The 16,677-nt window shown below is 65.8% G+C and carries 16 protein-coding genes; 13 read left to right on the top strand and 3 right to left on the bottom strand.

The features are described 5' to 3' along the window. The first annotated feature begins 44 nt into the window (after window positions 1-44). From ACGYLC_RS11850 to gap, 6 genes are all read left to right on the top strand, one after another. Window positions 45-1,052: a BMP family protein gene (locus tag ACGYLC_RS11850; RefSeq protein ID WP_394423095.1), complete on the top strand. Its 1,008-nt coding sequence runs from the start codon at window positions 45-47 to the stop codon at window positions 1,050-1,052. Continuing rightward, window positions 1,053-2,600 carry an ABC transporter ATP-binding protein gene (locus tag ACGYLC_RS11845; RefSeq protein WP_394423094.1) on the top strand — a complete coding sequence of 516 codons (1,548 nt, stop codon included), beginning with the start codon at window positions 1,053-1,055 and terminating at the stop codon, window positions 2,598-2,600. After that, window positions 2,590-3,639, top strand: a complete 1,050-nt coding sequence (locus tag ACGYLC_RS11840) for an ABC transporter permease (RefSeq protein ID WP_394423093.1) — start codon at window positions 2,590-2,592, stop codon at window positions 3,637-3,639. The genes ACGYLC_RS11845 and ACGYLC_RS11840 overlap by 11 nt, the downstream gene beginning before the upstream one ends. Continuing rightward, window positions 3,639-4,583 (top strand): ABC transporter permease, encoded by a 945-nt coding sequence (locus ACGYLC_RS11835; protein WP_394423092.1) that lies wholly within the window; start codon window positions 3,639-3,641, stop codon window positions 4,581-4,583. The genes ACGYLC_RS11840 and ACGYLC_RS11835 overlap by 1 nt, the downstream gene beginning before the upstream one ends. 153 nt (window positions 4,584-4,736) lie before the next feature. Further along, the gene (locus tag ACGYLC_RS11830; protein ID WP_394423091.1) at window positions 4,737-6,017 is read left to right on the top strand and encodes an amidohydrolase family protein; all 1,281 of its coding nucleotides are present in this window, start codon (window positions 4,737-4,739) and stop codon (window positions 6,015-6,017) included. Window positions 6,018-6,164: 147 nt separating this feature from the next. Beyond that, window positions 6,165-7,166, top strand: coding sequence for a type I glyceraldehyde-3-phosphate dehydrogenase (gene gap / locus ACGYLC_RS11825; protein WP_394423090.1), 1,002 nt, complete (start codon window positions 6,165-6,167; stop codon window positions 7,164-7,166). Window positions 7,167-7,205: 39 nt separating this feature from the next. Here gap and ACGYLC_RS11820 read toward each other — a convergent pair whose 3' ends face one another. Beyond that, on the bottom strand, window positions 7,206-7,733 hold the full coding sequence (locus ACGYLC_RS11820) for a winged helix DNA-binding protein (RefSeq protein ID WP_394423089.1): 528 nt from the start codon (window positions 7,731-7,733) through the stop codon (window positions 7,206-7,208). A gap of 198 nt (window positions 7,734-7,931) precedes the next feature. On the opposite strand from ACGYLC_RS11820, the gene ACGYLC_RS11815 reads away from it, so the two are divergent. Beyond that, window positions 7,932-8,999: a Hint domain-containing protein gene (locus ACGYLC_RS11815; RefSeq protein ID WP_394423088.1), complete on the top strand. Its 1,068-nt coding sequence runs from the start codon at window positions 7,932-7,934 to the stop codon at window positions 8,997-8,999. A 30-nt stretch (window positions 9,000-9,029) separates the two neighbouring features. On the opposite strand, the gene ACGYLC_RS11810 is transcribed toward ACGYLC_RS11815, so the two are convergent. Then, window positions 9,030-9,599 carry a TlpA disulfide reductase family protein gene (locus ACGYLC_RS11810; RefSeq protein WP_394423087.1) on the bottom strand — a complete coding sequence of 190 codons (570 nt, stop codon included), beginning with the start codon at window positions 9,597-9,599 and terminating at the stop codon, window positions 9,030-9,032. 23 nt (window positions 9,600-9,622) lie between these two features. Between ACGYLC_RS11810 and argH the strand changes: the two genes are divergently transcribed. The 6 genes from argH to ACGYLC_RS11780 are packed head-to-tail and all read left to right on the top strand — an operon-like array spanning window position 9,623 to window position 15,546. Further along, entirely contained in the window at window positions 9,623-11,014 is a 1,392-nt protein-coding gene (gene argH / locus ACGYLC_RS11805; protein WP_394423086.1) for an argininosuccinate lyase, read from the top strand. Beyond that, the gene (locus ACGYLC_RS11800; RefSeq protein ID WP_394399095.1) at window positions 11,011-11,190 is read left to right on the top strand and encodes a hypothetical protein; all 180 of its coding nucleotides are present in this window, start codon (window positions 11,011-11,013) and stop codon (window positions 11,188-11,190) included. The genes argH and ACGYLC_RS11800 overlap by 4 nt, the downstream gene beginning before the upstream one ends. Further along, the gene (locus ACGYLC_RS11795; RefSeq protein ID WP_271689321.1) at window positions 11,187-11,348 is read left to right on the top strand and encodes a hypothetical protein; all 162 of its coding nucleotides are present in this window, start codon (window positions 11,187-11,189) and stop codon (window positions 11,346-11,348) included. Before ACGYLC_RS11800 ends, ACGYLC_RS11795 begins: the two co-directional genes overlap by 4 nt. After that, a complete protein-coding gene (locus tag ACGYLC_RS11790) occupies window positions 11,348-11,665 on the top strand; it encodes a DUF2834 domain-containing protein (protein WP_067262174.1) in 318 nt (105 codons plus the stop codon). The genes ACGYLC_RS11795 and ACGYLC_RS11790 overlap by 1 nt, the downstream gene beginning before the upstream one ends. Window positions 11,666-11,692: 27 nt before the next feature. Then, entirely contained in the window at window positions 11,693-12,958 is a 1,266-nt protein-coding gene (gene lysA, locus ACGYLC_RS11785; RefSeq protein WP_394399089.1) for a diaminopimelate decarboxylase, read from the top strand. A 35-nt stretch (window positions 12,959-12,993) separates the two neighbouring features. Beyond that, complete coding sequence (locus ACGYLC_RS11780) at window positions 12,994-15,546, top strand: DUF4175 domain-containing protein (RefSeq protein ID WP_394423085.1); 2,553 nt, start codon at window positions 12,994-12,996, stop codon at window positions 15,544-15,546. A gap of 6 nt (window positions 15,547-15,552) precedes the next feature. Here ACGYLC_RS11780 and ACGYLC_RS11775 read toward each other — a convergent pair whose 3' ends face one another. Beyond that, the gene (locus ACGYLC_RS11775; protein WP_394423084.1) at window positions 15,553-16,545 is read right to left on the bottom strand and encodes a zinc-ribbon domain-containing protein; all 993 of its coding nucleotides are present in this window, start codon (window positions 16,543-16,545) and stop codon (window positions 15,553-15,555) included. Window positions 16,546-16,677 lie beyond the last annotated feature (132 nt).

Here is a 16,677-nt window from a genome sequence, read left to right as displayed (position 1 = left end):
AATATTTTATCAAACGGTAAAATACCTAACCAACGGGGGATAAAATGACACAACGCAATTTCACACGCCGCTTCCTATTGGGCACGGCGGCCATGCTGGCAGGTGCCAGCCTTTTGCCGCAGGGCGCGCTGGCCGCCGAGTCGATCAAGGTCGCGGGCGTCTATACCGTGCCGGTGGAACAGCAGTGGGTCAGCCGCATCCACAAGGCCGCCGAAGCAGCACAGGCGCGGGGCGACATCGAGTACACCTTCACCGAGAATGTCTCCAACACCGATTATGCCCGCGTGCTGCGTGAATATGCCGAAGCCGGCAACCAGTTGATCGTGGGCGAAGTCTTCGGCGCCGAGGCCGAGGCGCGCGAGGTCGCCGCCGATTATCCCGAGGTCGCCTTCCTCATGGGGTCCAGCTTCAAGCAGGACGAGGCGCTGTCGAATTTCGCGGTCTTCGATAACTATATTCAGGATGCCGCGTATCTCTCGGGCATCGTCGCAGGGTCGATGACCGAGAGCGGCAACATGGGCATGGTCGGCGGCTTCCCGATCCCGGAAGTGAACCGCCTGATGCATGCCTTCATGGCCGGCGCGCAGGAAATGAACCCCGAGATCAAGTTCCAGGTCAGCTTCATCGGCTCCTGGTTCGACCCGCCCAAGGCCAAGGAAACCGCCTTCGCCATGGTCGAGCAGGGGGCCGACGTGCTCTATGCCGAGCGTTTCGGCGTGTCGGACGCGGCGCAGGAGAAGGGCGTGCTGGCGATCGGCAACGTGATCGACACGCAAGGAGAATACCCCGAGACGGTCGTCGCCTCCGCCCTGTGGCATTTCGAGCCGACGCTCGACGCCGCCATCGCCGCGGTGAAGGCCGGGGAGTTCAAGGCCGACGACTACGGACGCTATTCCTTCATGGCCGAGGGTGGCTCCTCGCTCGCCCCTCTGGGCACCTTCGAGGGCAAGGTTCCGCAAGAGGCGATGGACCTCATCGAGGAGCGCGAGCAGGCGATCCGCGACGGGTCCTTCACGGTCGAGATCAACGACGAAGAGCCGAAGTCCAACTAAATGACCGATCAAAACCCCGAGGCGCGGGTGGTCCTGCGCCTCGAAGGCATTACCAAGCGTTTTGGCAAGCTCACCGCCAATGACGCGATCAGCTTCGATCTGCGGCAGGGCGAAGTCATTGCCCTGCTGGGCGAAAACGGCGCGGGCAAGACCACGCTGATGAATATCCTGTTCGGCCATTACACGCCCGACGAAGGCCATGTCGAAGTGTTTGGAGAGCGTCTGCCCGCGGGCAACCCCCGCGCGGCGCTCGCCGCTGGTGTCGGCATGGTGCACCAGCATTTCACGCTGGCCGACAACATGTCTGTTCTGGAAAACATCGTCCTCGGCACCCGCTCGATCTGGCGGCCCGGCTTTGGCAGGACGCAGGCACGTCAAAAGATCGTGGCGCTGATGGCGGACTACGGTTTGCGCGTGGACCCCGATGCGCAGGTCGGCAGCCTCAGCGTGGGCGAACGGCAGCGGGTCGAGATCCTGAAAGCCCTCTACCGCGAGGCGCGTATCCTCATTCTCGACGAGCCGACCGCCGTCCTGACCCCGCAGGAGACCGAAGACCTCTTCGCCACCATGCGCAAGGCCGTCGCCCTTGGCCTTTCGGTCATTTTCATTTCCCACAAGCTGCATGAAGTCATGGCGATCTCCTCCCGCGTCGTGGTGCTGCGTCACGGAAAGCTGGTGGCCGAGGCCAAGACCGCCGAGACCGACCGCGCTGCCATGGCGCAGATGATGGTGGGCAGCGAAGTCGCGGCACCCGTCGTGCGCCGCGCCGATCCCGGTGCCGCGCTGGTGACGCTTCGAGGTGTTTCGACACCGGATGTCGGCAGCGCCCCGGGGCTGAAAAACGTCGATCTCGCGCTGCGCGCAGGCCAGATCACCGGCCTCGCCGGGGTCTCCGGCAACGGGCAGACCGCGCTTGCCGATCTGATCGGCGGGCTCATTCGCCCCGCCTCCGGCACGTTCCACGTGAAGGGCGACGCGCCGCGCGGCTGGTCGCCCCATGCCGCCATCGGCGCGGGCATCGCCCGCATCCCCGAAGACCGCCACAAGACCGGCACCATCGCCGATTTCGACCTTACCGAGAACGCGGTGCTTGAGCTTTATTCCCGCCCCGGTTTTTCCCGCCACGGCTGGATGAACTGGCGCGCCGCGCGCGATTTCGCGGCCAAGATTATCCAAGGCTATGATGTGCGCTGCCCCGGCCCGGAAACCCGCATCCGCCTGTTGTCGGGCGGCAATATGCAAAAGCTGATCTTGGGCCGGGTGCTGGAAACCGCGCCTTCGGTCGTGCTGGCCAACCAGCCGGTGCGCGGCCTCGACATCGGCGCGCTCACCTACGTGCACGAACAACTGCTGGCCGCCCGCGACCGCGGGGCGGCGGTGCTGCTGATTTCCGAAGACCTCGACGAGGTCACGGCGCTGTCGGACGTGATCCATGTGATCTCCGAAGGCCGCCTCTCGCCCCCCTTCGCCCGTGGCGCGCTCACCCCCGCCGAGTTGGGCGTCTGGATGGCCGGCGATGGATTCGAGGAGACCTCTCATGCGGCTTGAACCCGTCGCCAACCCCACGTGGACCCGCTCACTGGGCCTGCCCGCGCTGGCGCTTTTCGCCACCGTGGTCGTGGCCTCTCTGCTGGCGATGGTCGCGGGCGCGCAGCCGTTTTCGGTGCTGGGCCTGATCGTCAAAGGCGCCTTCGGCTCGAAATTCGCCCTGCTGGAAACGCTCAACCGCGCCACGCCGCTGATCTTCACCGGCCTCGCCGTCGCCGTCGCCTTCCGCGCCAAACTTTGGAACATCGGCGCCGAGGCGCAGCTTTACATGGGCGCGGTGGTCACCGTGGTGCTGGGCACCGGCGCGCTGGCATGGCCAAGCTTTGCGCTGCTGCCGACGATTGCCCTCGCCGCCATGCTCGCCGGGGCCGTAGTGCTGCTGGTGCCGACCTTCCTCAAGACCCGCGTCGGCGTCGATGAGGTGGTCACCACGCTCCTGCTGAACTTCGTCGTGCTGCTCTGGGTCTCGATGCTGCTCGAAGGTCCGCTGAAGGACCCGATGGGCCTCGGCTGGCCCAAGTCCGCGCGGCTGATCGGGGAGGCGCGTCTGCCGCGCATCGCCGAGGGGCTGCGGCTGCACTGGGGCTTCGCCCTCGCACTGATCTCCGCGCTTGTTGTCTGGGTGATCCAGCGCCGCAGCACGCTGGGTTACGAGATGCGCGCGGTGGGGCTGAACCCTGCGGCGGCGCGTTTCGCGGGCATCCCGGTGAACGCGGTGCTGATCAAGACGGCGCTGCTGTCGGGCGGGCTTGCGGCGCTCGCGGGCTTTTCCGAGGTGGCAGGGCTCAAGGGCAACCTCACCTTGGATATCTCGCCGGGCTTTGGCTACACCGGCATCATCGTCGCCATGCTGGCCCTGCTGAACCCGCTTGGTGTGGTCGTCGCGGCGCTTTTTGTCGCCGGCATTTTCGTCGGGGCCGACAGCATGAGCCGCGCCGCCGGTGTGCCCACCTACCTTGCCGACATCATGCTGGCGCTGGCGCTGCTGGCGATGGTGCTGGCGATCATGCTCACGAAATTCCGGGTGAGGCGCGACTGATGGACATTCTCGACATCCTCCTTCAGGCGAGCTTCTGGACCGCCGCAATCCGCATCGCCTCGCCACTGATCTTTGCCGCCTTGGGCGAGCTCATCTGCGAGCGGGCAGGGGTGCTGAACCTCGGCATCGAAGGCATCATGGTCGTCGGCGCTTTCGCGGGCTGGCTCACCGTCTACCTCGGCGGCGGGCTTTGGTTCGGCGTCGCGGTGGCGATGCTTTCGGGCATGGCCTTCGGGCTGGTGCATGGCGTGCTGACGGTGCCCTTCGGCCTCAGCCAGCATGTCGTCGGCCTTGGCATCACGCTTCTGGCGACCTCGCTCACCTATTACTGCTACCGCCTCGCGCTGCCCGAAGTGACTTCGCCGCCCAAGATCGAGGCCTTCCAGCCGCTGGAAATCCCGCTTCTGTCCGAGATCCCGGTGATCGGCCCCGCGCTTTTCAACCAGACCCCGCTGACCTATCTGGCCTTTGTGCTGGTGCTGGTGGTGACGCTGGTGCTCTACCGCACGCCCATGGGCCTCGCCCTGCGCGCGGCGGGGGAGAACCCGGCGGCGGTCGAGGCGCAGGGGCTCAGCGTCTCGGCGATCCGCATCGGCGCGGTCATGGTTGGCAGCGGGCTGATGGCCGTGGGCGGGGCGTTTCTCACCATGTCGGCTTTCAACTCCTTCTTCTTCGAGATGGTCAACGGCCGCGGCTGGATCTGCATCGCGCTGGTGGTTTTTGGCTCGTGGAAACCGGGAAAGACGCTTCTGGGCGCGGTGCTCTTTGCGGCCTTCGACGCCTTGCAAATCCGCGTGCAGCAGACGCCGCTCGGTGCCGACATCCCCTACCAGATTTTCCTGATGGCGCCCTATATCCTGTCGATCCTCGCGCTTGTCGTCATGTCGCGCCGGGCGCAGGTGCCAGCGGCGCTGATGGTGCCGTTTAATAAGGGTGAGCGCTGAAAGGCTCGCTACAGATCGCTAAGGGCTGCTCCCGGCCGCGGGTGGGGGTGAAGCCCCCGCCGTCAAACCGTAGGTTTGCCTCCGGCAAAACGGGGGCGGCCGGGGGCTGCCCGGCCTGCGTCCGGGCGGGACACAACTGAAAAGGACCAACCCATGTTCGACCTCATCATCAAAGGCGGCACGCTCCCCGACGGCCGCGTCACCGACATCGGCATCAAGGGCGACCGCATCGCCGCCATCGAAGACCTCTCCACCGCAGAGGCGCGCGAGACCATCGACGCCAGCGGCGACCTCGTCAGCCCGCCCTTCGTCGATCCGCATTTCCACATGGACGCCACCCTCAGCTACGGCACCCCGCGCATCAACGCCTCGGGCACCCTGCTGGAGGGCATCGGCCTCTGGGGCGAACTCAAAGAGGTGATGACCCAGGACGAGGTCAAAGCCCGCGCGCTGGAATACTGCGATTGGGCCGCCTCATTGGGCCTTCTGGCCATCCGCAGCCATGTCGACACCTGCGACGACCGTCTTCTGGGCGTCGAAGCCCTGCTCGACGTGCGCGAAACGGTCAAAGACTACATCGACCTGCAACTCGTCGCCTTCCCGCAGGACGGCCTCTACCGCGACCCCACGGCGCATGAGAACACCATTCGCGCCCTCGATATGGGCGTCGACGTCGTGGGCGGCATCCCGCATTTCGAGCGCACCATGGCCGATGGCGCGCGTTCCGTCACCGCCCTCTGCGAGCTCGCTGCCGAGCGCGGTCTCATGGTCGACCTGCATTGCGACGAGACCGACGACCCCCATTCGCGCCATATCGAGACGCTGGCCTATGAGACCCAACGCCTTGGGCTACAGGGCAGGGTGGCCGGCTCGCATCTGACCTCGATGCATTCGATGGACAATTACTACGTCTCGAAGCTGCTGCCGCTGATGGCCGAAGCGCAGGTCGCCGCGATCCCCAATCCGCTGATCAACATCACCCTGCAGGGCCGCCACGACACCTACCCGAAACGCCGCGGGCTGACGCGGGTGAAGGAGATGCAGGCCATGGGCATCGACGTCGGCTGGGGTCAGGACTGCGTGATGGACCCGTGGTATTCCATGGGCACGGGCGACATGCTCGACGTGGCCTTCATGGGGCTGCATGTGGCGCAGATGACCTCGCCCGAGGAGATGCGCCGCTGCTTCGAGATGGTGACCGAGGTCAACGCCCGCATCCTCGGCCTTTCGGACTACGGCCTCAAGGTCGGCGCGCAGGCCTCGCTGGCGGTGCTGGACGCCGGCAACCCGATCGAGGCGCTGCGCCTGCGGCCCGACCGGCTCTGCGTGGTGGCCAAGGGGCGCGTCATCTCACGCCAAGCGCGCAACGACGCGCGGCTCAGCCTGCCCGGGCGGCCCGACAGCGTGCGCCGCCGCCATCGCGCGCATTCATGACACCGAGCTGAAAACAGCCCCAAAATCGGCGCCTTGAAACAGGGCGCCGATTTCCTACCTGAGGCCAATTGAACTCCGCCACACCCGGTGCTATGTTAGCGCTAACCGCGCCAATCCGCCCAACACCGGGCCACCGGAGGATTCACCATGACCACTAAAATCGCCATCAACGGCTTTGGCCGCATCGGACGCTGCGTGCTGCGCGCGCTGATCGAGAACGGCTTTGACGGGATCGAAGTCGTTGCCATCAACGATCTGACCGATGCCGAGAACCTGCTGCACCTATTGAAATACGACTCCGTGCATGGCCGCCTGCCGGTGGATGCGGAATTGAAAGATGGCACCCTGCATGTGGCGGGCCAGAGCATCCGCATGACGGCAGAGCGCGATCCGGCGAAACTGCCATGGGGCGGCGTTGATGTGGCCTATGAATGCACCGGTTTCTTCACCGCCCGCGACGCGGCGGCGAAACATCTGGAGAATGGCAGCAAACGCGTGTTGATCTCGGCCCCCGGCAAGGGTGTGGACCGGACCGTGGTCTACGGCGTCAATCATGATGAGCTGACCGGCGAAGACGTGATTGTCTCCAACGCCTCCTGCACCACCAACTGCCTCGCTCCGGTGGCCAAGGTGCTCGACGACAGCTTCGGGATCGAGACTGGCTATATGACCACGATCCACGCCTATACCGGCGACCAGCCGACCCATGACAGCCCGCACCGCGACCCCTATCGCGGCCGTGCCGCCGCCCTGTCGATGGTGCCGACCTCGACCGGCGCCGCCGCCGCGATTTCCGAGGTGATCCCCCATCTGAAGGGCGTGCTCGAAGGGTCCGCCGTGCGCGTGCCGACGGCCAATGTCTCGCTCGTGGACCTGTGTATCATGCCCAAGAAACCCGCGACGGCAGAGGCGGTGAACGCCGCGATGCAAGAGGCGGCCAAGGGCGCATTGAAAGGCGTTCTGGCCTATGAGCCCGCGCCGCTGGTCTCGACCGATTTCAACCACGATCCGCATTCCTCCACCCTCGCGCCCGATCAGACGCGGGTGACCGATGGCGGCATGATCCGCGTGGTCAGCTGGTATGACAATGAATGGGGTTTCTCGAACCGCATGAACGACACCGCGCGTGCCATTGCCGCGCTGATCTAAGCTTTGGCGGGCGCGGGGGGCAGCCCTCGCGCCTGCGCTCTACAGCGAGGCTGCCGCGCGGCTCGCTTGGTCATATTGCCCCGACATCGCCCGAAGCTGCGCCGCGATCTTGCGCAGTTCCTCGCCCGAGATATCGGGGCGCGGCAAGCCATCCAGAAAACACGCCTGACGGATCGCGCGATAGGCTTCGCATAGCTCGGCACCCGCAGGCGAGGTGCGATAGAACACCTCCTTGCCGCGTTTCTCTGCGCTCAGCAATTCGGCCTTCACCAGCTTGCGCAGCGCGTAGTTCACCGTATGGGTGTCTTCGATGTTGAGTAGGAAGCAAATATCCGTCAGCCGCTTCTCCCGGCCCCGGTGGTTGGCGTTGTGCAGCACGAGGATTTCCAGCGGCGTCAGTTCGCCGTTCCCCGCCGCCGCCATGCAACGCGACATCCAGCGGGTGAAGGCATAGTAGGCGATGATCATGCCGTATTCGAGTTCCGAGGCCTCCCAGCCATCGCCCTCGGCCAAATGGCGCGACGAGACGATGCGGCGTGACGGGGTGGGGGGTACTTCTACCGACATGCGGTGCCTCCGGCTGTTTGACCGCTCTGACGTTACCAAGACGCTGACAATTTACAAGCGTTTCGCAGCGCTTCGCCGGTGCCGCAGGGGCGAAGATCAATTTGCAACAGGTTTCGCCGCCACATTCGCGCCATCTTTCGCGCGACCCCCGGCTTTGCTAGACTGCTGGCAATAAGAAACGAGGCAGGCAGAGCAGTTATGAAAACGGGCTTTCGGGGCACGTTTGTCATCAGCTGGTCGCAAACAGAGATCGACGGTCTGGAGGCCGCGCCGGTGCAGTGGCTCGAACTGGGCTCGGCCTGGGCGTGGCGCGGGGATACCATCCGGGTGGATGGGCCGAATGATGTGCTGCGGCTGGATATGGCGGACGGGGCAGAGCGGTTGCGCAAACGCGCGGCCCGCAAAGTGCAGCGCCTGATCGGGGCCGCACTAGAGGAGGGGGGCATGATGCCGCCCACGTCACGCCGCGCCGTGGGCACGGCCCCGCTGCCCGACGACAGCTTCATGGTTACCAATGGCGCGCGGACCTATACCGTCACCCTGATTGACGCAGGCCCGGGGCGGATGCCGCTCTTGATGTTCGTCGATGAACTGCCCCCGCGCGACAGTGAACTTTGGGTGATGCACAGCACCCTGACCCCCGCGCGCGCTGACCAGCCCGAGCGCGGCGGGGTAATCTGTTTCACCCCCGGCACCCGCATCCGCACGCCCAAGGGCAGCGCCCTGATTGAAGAGTTGCGCGAGGGCGATCTGATCCAGACCAAGGACAATGGCGCGCAGCCGCTAACGTGGATCGGCAGCCGCCGGATGAGCGGCGCGCGGCTGCATGCCATGCCGCATCTGCGCCCCGTGCGCTTCCGCCCCGGTGCCTTGGGGATTGCCCGGCCCGACGCCCCGCTGCTGGTCTCACCCGACCACCGGATCGTGCTGCAAGGCGCTCAGGCCCGTGATCTTTTCAACAGTGACGAAGTGCTGGTCGCCGCCAAGGACTTGATCAACGGGCGCAGCGTGGCCAGCGATACGTCCCTGCGCGAGGTGACCTATATCCACGTCCTGCTGGCCGCGCATCAGGTCATGTGGGCCAATGGTGTCGAGACCGAGAGCTTTCATCCCGCCTCGGCCCCGCTCACCAGCCTTGGCGCGCAGGACCGGGCGCGACTGCTGGCGGCGCATCCGCAGCTAGAGACGGACCCGCACAGCTATGGCGGTTTCGCGCGGCGCAATCTCAGCACCTCGGAGGCCGCGATCCTGCAACATGTGGCGTGAGGGCCGGGCGCGGAGGCCCGACCTGGCCGCTTAGCTCTCGGCGCCTTCTTCGATCAGGGCTGCGATGATCGCGCGGGCGCTGTCGGAATCCCATTTCGCATCGCCCTGCAACCGGGCAATCTCGCGCCCCTCACGGTCTAGGATCACGCTGATCGGCAGGCCGAACACACCCATCTGGCTGGCGAGCTTTTGCTTCGGGTCTTGGTGACGGGGCAGACTGTCGACACCCGCTTCCTCGAAGAACCGTTTGATCCCTTCCTCAGAGTTGCGCCCCGTGGCGATGGTCAGCACCTGAAAATCATCGCCGCCGAATTCCTTTTGCAAGGCGTTCAACTGCGGCATCTCCTTGCGGCAGGGCGCGCACCATGTGGCCCAGAAGTTTACCAGCACGACCTTGCCTTCGTAATCCGCCAGCGACATCGCCTCGCCGTCGTCCTCGCGCTCAAAGGTCACGTCAGAGGTCGCCTGCGGCGCGTCATGGATCACGAGTTTCTTCATGTCCCCTTCGCGCAGCCCCGCGAGGTCAGCCGTTCCGGCAAGGGCGGGGTTTGCACCTGCGACAAGCAGCGTATAAACGAGGCCGAGCACAAGATTTTTCATACGTCCCTCCAAGGGTATTCAACATGACCGACACGACCTCGAACAAAATGTGGGGCGGGCGTTTCGCCGCCGGACCGGATGCGATCATGGAGGCGATCAACGCCTCGATCGGGTTCGACAAACGGATGGCCGCGCAAGACATCAAAGGGTCGCGTGCCCATGCCGCCATGCTGGCAGCCACAGGCATCCTGACTGATAACGACGCCGACGCGATACGGGAAGGGCTTCTCACAATCTTGTCAGAGATCGAAGAGGGCCGGTTCGAATTCTCCGCCGCGCTCGAAGACATCCATATGAACGTGGAAGCACGGCTGAAAGACCTGATCGGAGAGCCCGCAGGCCGCTTGCACACGGGCCGCAGCCGGAACGACCAAGTCGCCACCGATTTCAAGCTTTGGGTGCGCGACCAATTGGACGCCGCCGACGAAGGGCTGCAGGCGCTGATCCGCGCGCTTTTGTCTCAGGCCGAAGCGGGGGCCGATTGGGTCATGCCCGGCTTTACCCATCTGCAAACCGCGCAGCCCGTGACATGGGGGCATCACATGATGGCCTATGTCGAGATGTTTGGCCGCGATCTGTCGCGCATCCGCGATGCGCGGGCGCGGATGAACGAATGCCCGCTGGGGGCCGCCGCACTGGCGGGCACCTCCTTCCCGATTGACCGCGAGATGACGGCAGAGGCGCTTGGTTTCGACCGCCCCGCCGCGAACAGCCTCGACGCGGTGAGCGACCGCGACTTCGCGCTGGAATTCATGTCAGCCGCCAGCATCTGCGCCATGCACCTGTCGCGCTTCGCCGAGGAATTGGTGATCTGGTCCTCCGCGCAGTTCCGTTTCGTGGCGCTGTCGGACCGCTTCTCGACCGGCTCTTCGATCATGCCGCAGAAGAAGAACCCCGATGCCGCCGAGCTCATCCGCGCCAAGGTGGGCCGCATTTTCGGCGCGAACACCGCGCTGATGATGGTGATGAAGGGGCTGCCGCTGGCCTATTCCAAGGACATGCAGGAGGACAAAGAGCAGGTCTTTGACGCTGCCGACAACCTGATGCTGGCGCTGGCCGCGATGACCGGCATGGTGGGCGACATGACCGCCGAGCGTGAGAACCTCGCCGCCGCCGCGGGCTCGGGCTTTTCCACCGCCACCGATCTGGCCGATTGGCTGGTGCGGGTGCCGAACCTGCCGTTCCGCGACGCGCATCACGTCACCGGCACGCTGGTCGCCATGGCCGAGGCGCAGGGCTGTGATCTGCCCGACCTGACGCTAGAGCAGATGCAATCGGTCCATGCCGAGATCACGGAGGACGTTTTTGACGTGCTTGGCGTCGAAAATTCGGTAAACTCGCGCATGTCCTATGGCGGCACCGCGCCCGCGCAGGTGCGTGCCCAGATTGAGCGTTGGAAGGAAATCCTGAAGTGAAACGCCTCCTTGCGGCCCTATCCCTGTTGAGCCTTGCCGCCTGTGGCGCGGATGGGGAGCCGGTGCGGCCCACGGCCAGCAGCAGCATCACCATGTCCTCTTCGGGCGTCTCGGTGGGGACGGCGGTGGGGCTGCGCCGCGGGCCGTTCTCGCTGATGCTCGGGGCCGGGTCATGAGGCCGCTTTTGCAGATCACGCTGGTGGCCGGGGCGCTTGCCTTGGCCGCTTGCACACCGCCGCAGTCCGCCCCACGGCAGGCCGCGCCCACACCGCCGACCGAGCCGGGGATCAGCCTGTCGGGCTATGCCACCGTCGGCGTGGTCAAGAGTTTCTGATGTCGCTTTTGCGGATGCTCTACCTCGCCCTCGCGGTCTGGGGGGCGGTCCATCCGATGTATTACTTCGTCACATGGTTCAACGCCGAAGGCTGGAGCCTGAGCGCCATGGTGGACGCATGGCACGCCAATGCCGCCGCCAGCGGGCTGGTCTGGGATCTGACCATCGCGGCCGTCACCTTGACCATCTGGATCATTGCCGAGGTCGCCGTGCGGCGCAATTTCCTCAGCCTGATTGCCATTCCCGCCACGTTCTGTATTGGGGTGAGCTGTGGCCTGCCGCTCTATCTTTTCCTGCGGACAGCGCCCATCAGATAAGCGGCGACGACATGGGGCCAAGCGCAGATGGATCATTTTCTCTATAAAGACGGTGTGTTGCACGCCGAGGACGTGAGTCTTGCCGAGATCGCGGCCAGCGTGGGCACGCCCGTCTATGTCTACTCCACCGCCACGCTGCTGCGCCATTTCCACCTTTTTGACGACGCGCTCTCGGGCATGGACCATCTGGTCTGCTATGCGATGAAGGCCAATTCCAACCAAGCCGTTTTGCGCACGTTGGCGCAGGCGGGCGCGGGGATGGATGTGGTCTCGGGCGGGGAATACCGCCGGGCGAAAGCGGCGGGCGTGCCGGGCGATAAGATCGTCTTCTCCGGCGTCGGCAAGACCCGGGAGGAGATCGAACTGGCGCTCACGGGGGGCATCCGCCAGTTCAACGTCGAGAGCGAGCCAGAGATGATCCTGCTGGATGTCGTGGCGCGGGAATTGGGCAAAGTGGCCCCGATCACCATTCGCGTGAACCCGGATGTGGACGCGAAAACCCACGCCAAGATCGCCACCGGCAAAAGCGAGAACAAGTTCGGCATCCCCATCGCCCGCGCCCGCGAAGTCTATGCCATGGCGGCCAAGCTGCCGGGGCTCGAGATCGTGGGCATCGACGTGCATATCGGCAGCCAATTGACCGATCTGGCGCCCTTTGAGCAGGCTTACGGCAAGGTCGCGGAACTGACCGAGGTGCTGCGCGCCGATGGCCATGACATCCGGCGGCTCGACCTTGGCGGCGGCCTGGGCATCCCTTACGAGCGCTCGAATTCCGCCCCGCCGCTGCCCACGGATTACGGCGCGATGGTGCAGCGCAAACTGGGGCATCTGGGCTGCGAGGTCGAGATCGAGCCGGGCCGCTTGATCGCGGGCAACGCAGGTGTGCTGGTGAGCGAGGTGATCTATCTCAAATCCGGCGAAGGCCGCGATTTCCTGATCCTCGATGCCGCGATGAACGATCTCATTCGCCCCGCCATGTATGACGCATGGCATGACATCGTGCCGCTCAATGAACCCGCCCCGGGGGCCGAGCCGCGCCCCGTCGATATCGTGGGGCCGGTCTGCGAATCCGGTGATACTTTCGCAAAACAGCGGATGATGCCGGTGTTGGGCTCAGGCGATCTGGTGGCCTTCCGCTCTGCCGGGGCTTACGGCGCGGTGATGAGCAGCGAGTATAACTCGCGGCCCCTGATCCCCGAGGTGCTGGTGAACGGCGATCAATTCGCGGTTATCCGCCCACGGCCAAGCTTTGACGAAATGATAAACCGCGATACCATCCCTGAATGGCTCTGACGGCATCCCGCCGCCGGGCCACCGGAGCGTGACGCATGGAGACATCCACTGACAGGACAGACAGGCTGCGCGCTTTGCGCTGGCCCCTGCGGCTGACCTGGGCAGGGATGCTGGCCGAGGCGCTGGTGCAGGCGCTCTGGCCCATGCTGGCGCTGGTGCTGGCGGTGCTGGCGGCGCTGATGATGGGGGCGCAGGATGCTCTGGCGGGCGGCGTGCTTTGGGCCGTGCTGGCCGTAATCGGTCTGGCGGCCCTCTTTACTCTGGTCTTTGCGCTGCGCCGTTTCCGCCTGCCATCCCGCGCGGCGGCGTTGGCGCGTTTGGATGATAGCTTGCCGGGGCGGCCCATTCGCGCGCTCTTGGACGATCAGGCGATTGGCGCGGGCGATGCCGCCTCGGCGGCGGTCTGGCAGGCGCATCAGCGGCGCATGGCCGCGCGGGCGGCTGCGGCGAAGCCGGTGAAGGGCGACCTTCGGGTCGCGCAGGCCGATCCCTATGCGCTGCGCTATGTGGCGCTGCTTGGGTTCATCGTGGCGCTTGTCTTCGGATCCGTCTGGCGGTTGGGCGAGGTGACGCATCTGGCCCCCGGCGGGGCGGGCGGCACGCTGGCCTCCGGCCCCGTTTGGGAAGGCTGGGCCGAGCCGCCGCGTCATACCGGCAAGCCGACGCTCTACCTCAACGATCTTGAGGGCGGGGCGCTGTCGCTGCCTGAGGGCACGCTGATCACCCTGCGGCTCTATGGCGAATTGGGCGCGCTGACGGTGGCTGAGAGCGTCTCGGGCCGGGAAGTGGCGGCGTCTTCGGAACCCGCGCAGGATTTCACCCTGCGCCAAAGCGGGGAGATCAGCATCGACGGGCCGGGCGCGCGGGCGTGGCAAATCACGCTTTTGCCCGATGCCGCGCCGCAGGTCGAAAGGCTCGGCCCGCCCGAGGTGACTGCTTTGGGAGAGATGAGCCTGCCGTTCCTTGCGCGCGACGATTATGGCGTCGAAGCCGGTGAGGCGCGGATCAGCCTCGATCTGGCCTCGGTCGACCGGCGCTATGGTCTGACCGTCGACCCCGACCCGCGGCCCGAGATCGTGGTGCCGCTGCCCATGCCGATCAGCGGCGACCGGCGGGATTTCGAAGAGAGGCTGATCGAGAATTTCTCGAAACACCCATGGGCCAATTTGCCGGTGTCGCTGCAACTTTCGGTCTTGGACGCCTCCGAACAGCAGGCCGTGACCGAGGGGAGCCAGTTGACCCTGCCGGGGCGGCGCTTTTTCGATCCGGCGGCGGCGGCGGTGATCGAGATGCGGCGCGATCTTTTGTGGTCCCGCGCCAATGCGCCGCGCATCGCGCAGGTATTGCGCGCGGTGAGTTATGCCCCCGGCGATGACCTACGGTCGGAGGTGACGGTACTGCGGCTCAAGCAGGTGATCCGGCGGCTGGAACTGCGCGCGCGCTACGGGCTGGACGAAGAGGTGCAGACCGAGCTGGCCGAAGACCTATGGGCGCTGGCGATCGAATTGGAAGAAGGCGTCTTGGCCGATGCGCTCGACCGGATGCGTCGCGCGCAGGATCGGTTGAACGAGGCGATGAAGAATGGTGCCTCCGAGGCCGAGATCGCCGAACTGATGGACGAGCTGCGCCGCGCCACCGAAGATTACCTTGAACAACTTCAGCGCCAGCAGGCGCAGAAAGGCGGGGGCGAAAACCAGCAGCCGCAGGGCGAGGCGATGCAGATGACCCAAGACGATCTGCAACGCATGATGGACCGCATTCAGGAGTTGATGGAACAGGGCCGTATGGCCGAAGCCGCCGAGGCGCTGCGCCAGTTGCAGGAAATGATGGAGAATATGCGCGTCACCGAAGGCCAGCCCGGACAGGGCGGCAATTCGCCCAGTGAGCAGGCGATGGAGGGGCTGTCAGACACGCTGCGGGAGCAGCAGGGCTTAAGCGATCAGGCCTTCCGTGATCTGCAAGAGCAGTTCAACCCCGGCACCGGCGCAGGCGAAAGTGACGGCAACGAGGGCCGCAACGGCGGGCAAGGGCGCGGCGAGAGCCATGAGGGCCGGCGCGGGCAGGGCGGCCCCTCCGGTGAAGACGGGGGCGAGGAAGGGCTCGCCGGTCGCCAGCAAGCGCTGCGCGACGAGCTGCGCCGCCAGCAGGGGCGTTCGCCCGGGCAGGGCACGGCTGAGGGGGACGCGGCCCGCGACGCGCTGGACCGCGCGGGCGCGGCGATGGACCGCGCCGGAGAGGCGTTGCGCCGCGACGAACTGGCCGAGGCGATCGACAATCAGGCGCAGGCGATGGAAGCGCTGCGCGAGGGGATGCGCGCCCTCGGTGAGGCGATGGAGCAGGAGCAGCGCGCAGGCCAGCCCGGCCAAGGCACGGCAGAGGGGGGCGATCAGCGCGGCGAGGGGCGCGATCCGCTTGGGCGTGAGCAGGGCGGCAGCGGGGCCAACAGCTCGGACGCGCCGCTGGCGCAGGGGCCAGACGATCAGGGCCGCGCGCGGCGGTTGCTCGACGAAATCCGCCGCCGTTCAGGCGAGGCGGAGCGGCCCGAGGTCGAGCGGGATTACCTCAACAGGCTGTTAGATCGGTTTTGACCCGGCTTACCCCTGCGATTGGGTCGCCACGGTGTCGAGCCAGACCAGCAGGTCTTGCAACTGCCCATCGAGCCAGAGCCGCGCATCGTCCATCCATGCCACATAGGACGACAGATAGGGATCGGCCTGCGGCAGGGACTGCGCGATCTCGGGGGCGTAGACATAGACCGCCGCCAGAAGGGCCGCCAAGACGATCATTATGGTGAACCCACGCATGAACCCGCCGGATTTCTGCGGCTTTTCGGGGCGGTCGAGCGCGGCGGTGGGGGTCGGCCCGGCCTGCCTGCCCTCTTGCCGGTCATGGCGCAGGGTCGAGTTGATCTCTTCGATATCGGGCAGAAGATCGCGGCGCGAGGCGCTGCCATAGGCGTCAACCTCGCTTTCCGGCACCGGCTCTCCGCGCATCTTGGCCATGCGCAGGCGAGCCTCTTGGGCGCGGCGGGTGTCTTCATCCTCGGGCACATGATCGTCCGCGGCGATCTCGGGGGCCTGCTGCGGCTGGGGCCGGGGCGCGTCGTCTAGGCCGAGGTCCGGCTGGCTTTCCAGCGGTTCCGATTGGCGGCGGCGGCGGGCTTCTTGCTCTGCCGCGGCTTCTTGGCGGAGGATCTCTGCGATGGCGGGGTCGAGGGGGCGGCGCGCCGGTGCGGCAGGGGCAGGGGCAGGCTGGGGGGCTTCCTCCTCGGGGTCGGATGCGTCTTCGAAGTCGTCGTCTTGACCGTCGTCAAAGGGCGCGTCTTCCTCTTCATCGCCGAAGGGCTGCAAATCAGGCAGGCTGGCCGCTGCGGCGGCTTCGCTGTCCTCATCCGGGCCGCGCTGCTTCATCCGCATCACGTCGTCGGCGAAATCATCCTCTTCGGCCTCCGGCGCGTTGTCGGGGTGATGTTGGAACCACGTCTGCCCGCAGTTGGAACATTGCACATCACGCCCCGCCGCCGGCATCACATCGTCGGGAACTTCGTATTGCGCGTCGCAGTTGGGGCAGATCAGCCGCATGGTCATTCCTGGGTTCGTTCGGTGCTCTGAGATCGTAACGGGCAGCATATGTCCTAGAATAACGTAGGAAAAGTGATATCTGGGCAGGGTGCTGGGGTTCTGAGTGATTGAATCCTTTCCGGTGCTGAGGCACAACAG

It is taken from the genome of Sulfitobacter sp. 1A12157, assembly GCF_043557345.1.
Lineage (GTDB): Bacteria > Pseudomonadota > Alphaproteobacteria > Rhodobacterales > Rhodobacteraceae > Sulfitobacter.
The sequence above is the reverse complement of the archived record's forward strand: the minus strand, read 5'-3'. Positions and strand labels throughout refer to the sequence as shown.

Bases quoted from the DNA above. Each gene is read 5' to 3' on its own strand.
- ACGYLC_RS11780 (WP_394423085.1), top strand. From the start codon at position 12,994: ATGGAGACATCCACTGACAGGACAGACAGGCTGCGCGCTTTGCGCTGG.
- ACGYLC_RS11775 (WP_394423084.1), bottom strand. From the start codon at position 16,545: ATGACCATGCGGCTGATCTGCCCCAACTGCGACGCGCAATACGAAGTT.
- ACGYLC_RS11845 (WP_394423094.1), top strand. From the start codon at position 1,053: ATGACCGATCAAAACCCCGAGGCGCGGGTGGTCCTGCGCCTCGAAGGC.
- ACGYLC_RS11830 (WP_394423091.1), top strand. From the start codon at position 4,737: ATGTTCGACCTCATCATCAAAGGCGGCACGCTCCCCGACGGCCGCGTC.
- ACGYLC_RS11815 (WP_394423088.1), top strand. From the start codon at position 7,932: ATGAAAACGGGCTTTCGGGGCACGTTTGTCATCAGCTGGTCGCAAACA.
- ACGYLC_RS11795 (WP_271689321.1), top strand. From the start codon at position 11,187: ATGAGGCCGCTTTTGCAGATCACGCTGGTGGCCGGGGCGCTTGCCTTG.
- gap (WP_394423090.1), top strand. From the start codon at position 6,165: ATGACCACTAAAATCGCCATCAACGGCTTTGGCCGCATCGGACGCTGC.
- ACGYLC_RS11835 (WP_394423092.1), top strand. From the start codon at position 3,639: ATGGACATTCTCGACATCCTCCTTCAGGCGAGCTTCTGGACCGCCGCA.
- ACGYLC_RS11810 (WP_394423087.1), bottom strand. From the start codon at position 9,599: ATGAAAAATCTTGTGCTCGGCCTCGTTTATACGCTGCTTGTCGCAGGT.
- ACGYLC_RS11840 (WP_394423093.1), top strand. From the start codon at position 2,590: ATGCGGCTTGAACCCGTCGCCAACCCCACGTGGACCCGCTCACTGGGC.
- ACGYLC_RS11790 (WP_067262174.1), top strand. From the start codon at position 11,348: ATGTCGCTTTTGCGGATGCTCTACCTCGCCCTCGCGGTCTGGGGGGCG.
- argH (WP_394423086.1), top strand. From the start codon at position 9,623: ATGACCGACACGACCTCGAACAAAATGTGGGGCGGGCGTTTCGCCGCC.
- lysA (WP_394399089.1), top strand. From the start codon at position 11,693: ATGGATCATTTTCTCTATAAAGACGGTGTGTTGCACGCCGAGGACGTG.
- ACGYLC_RS11820 (WP_394423089.1), bottom strand. From the start codon at position 7,733: ATGTCGGTAGAAGTACCCCCCACCCCGTCACGCCGCATCGTCTCGTCG.
- ACGYLC_RS11850 (WP_394423095.1), top strand. From the start codon at position 45: ATGACACAACGCAATTTCACACGCCGCTTCCTATTGGGCACGGCGGCC.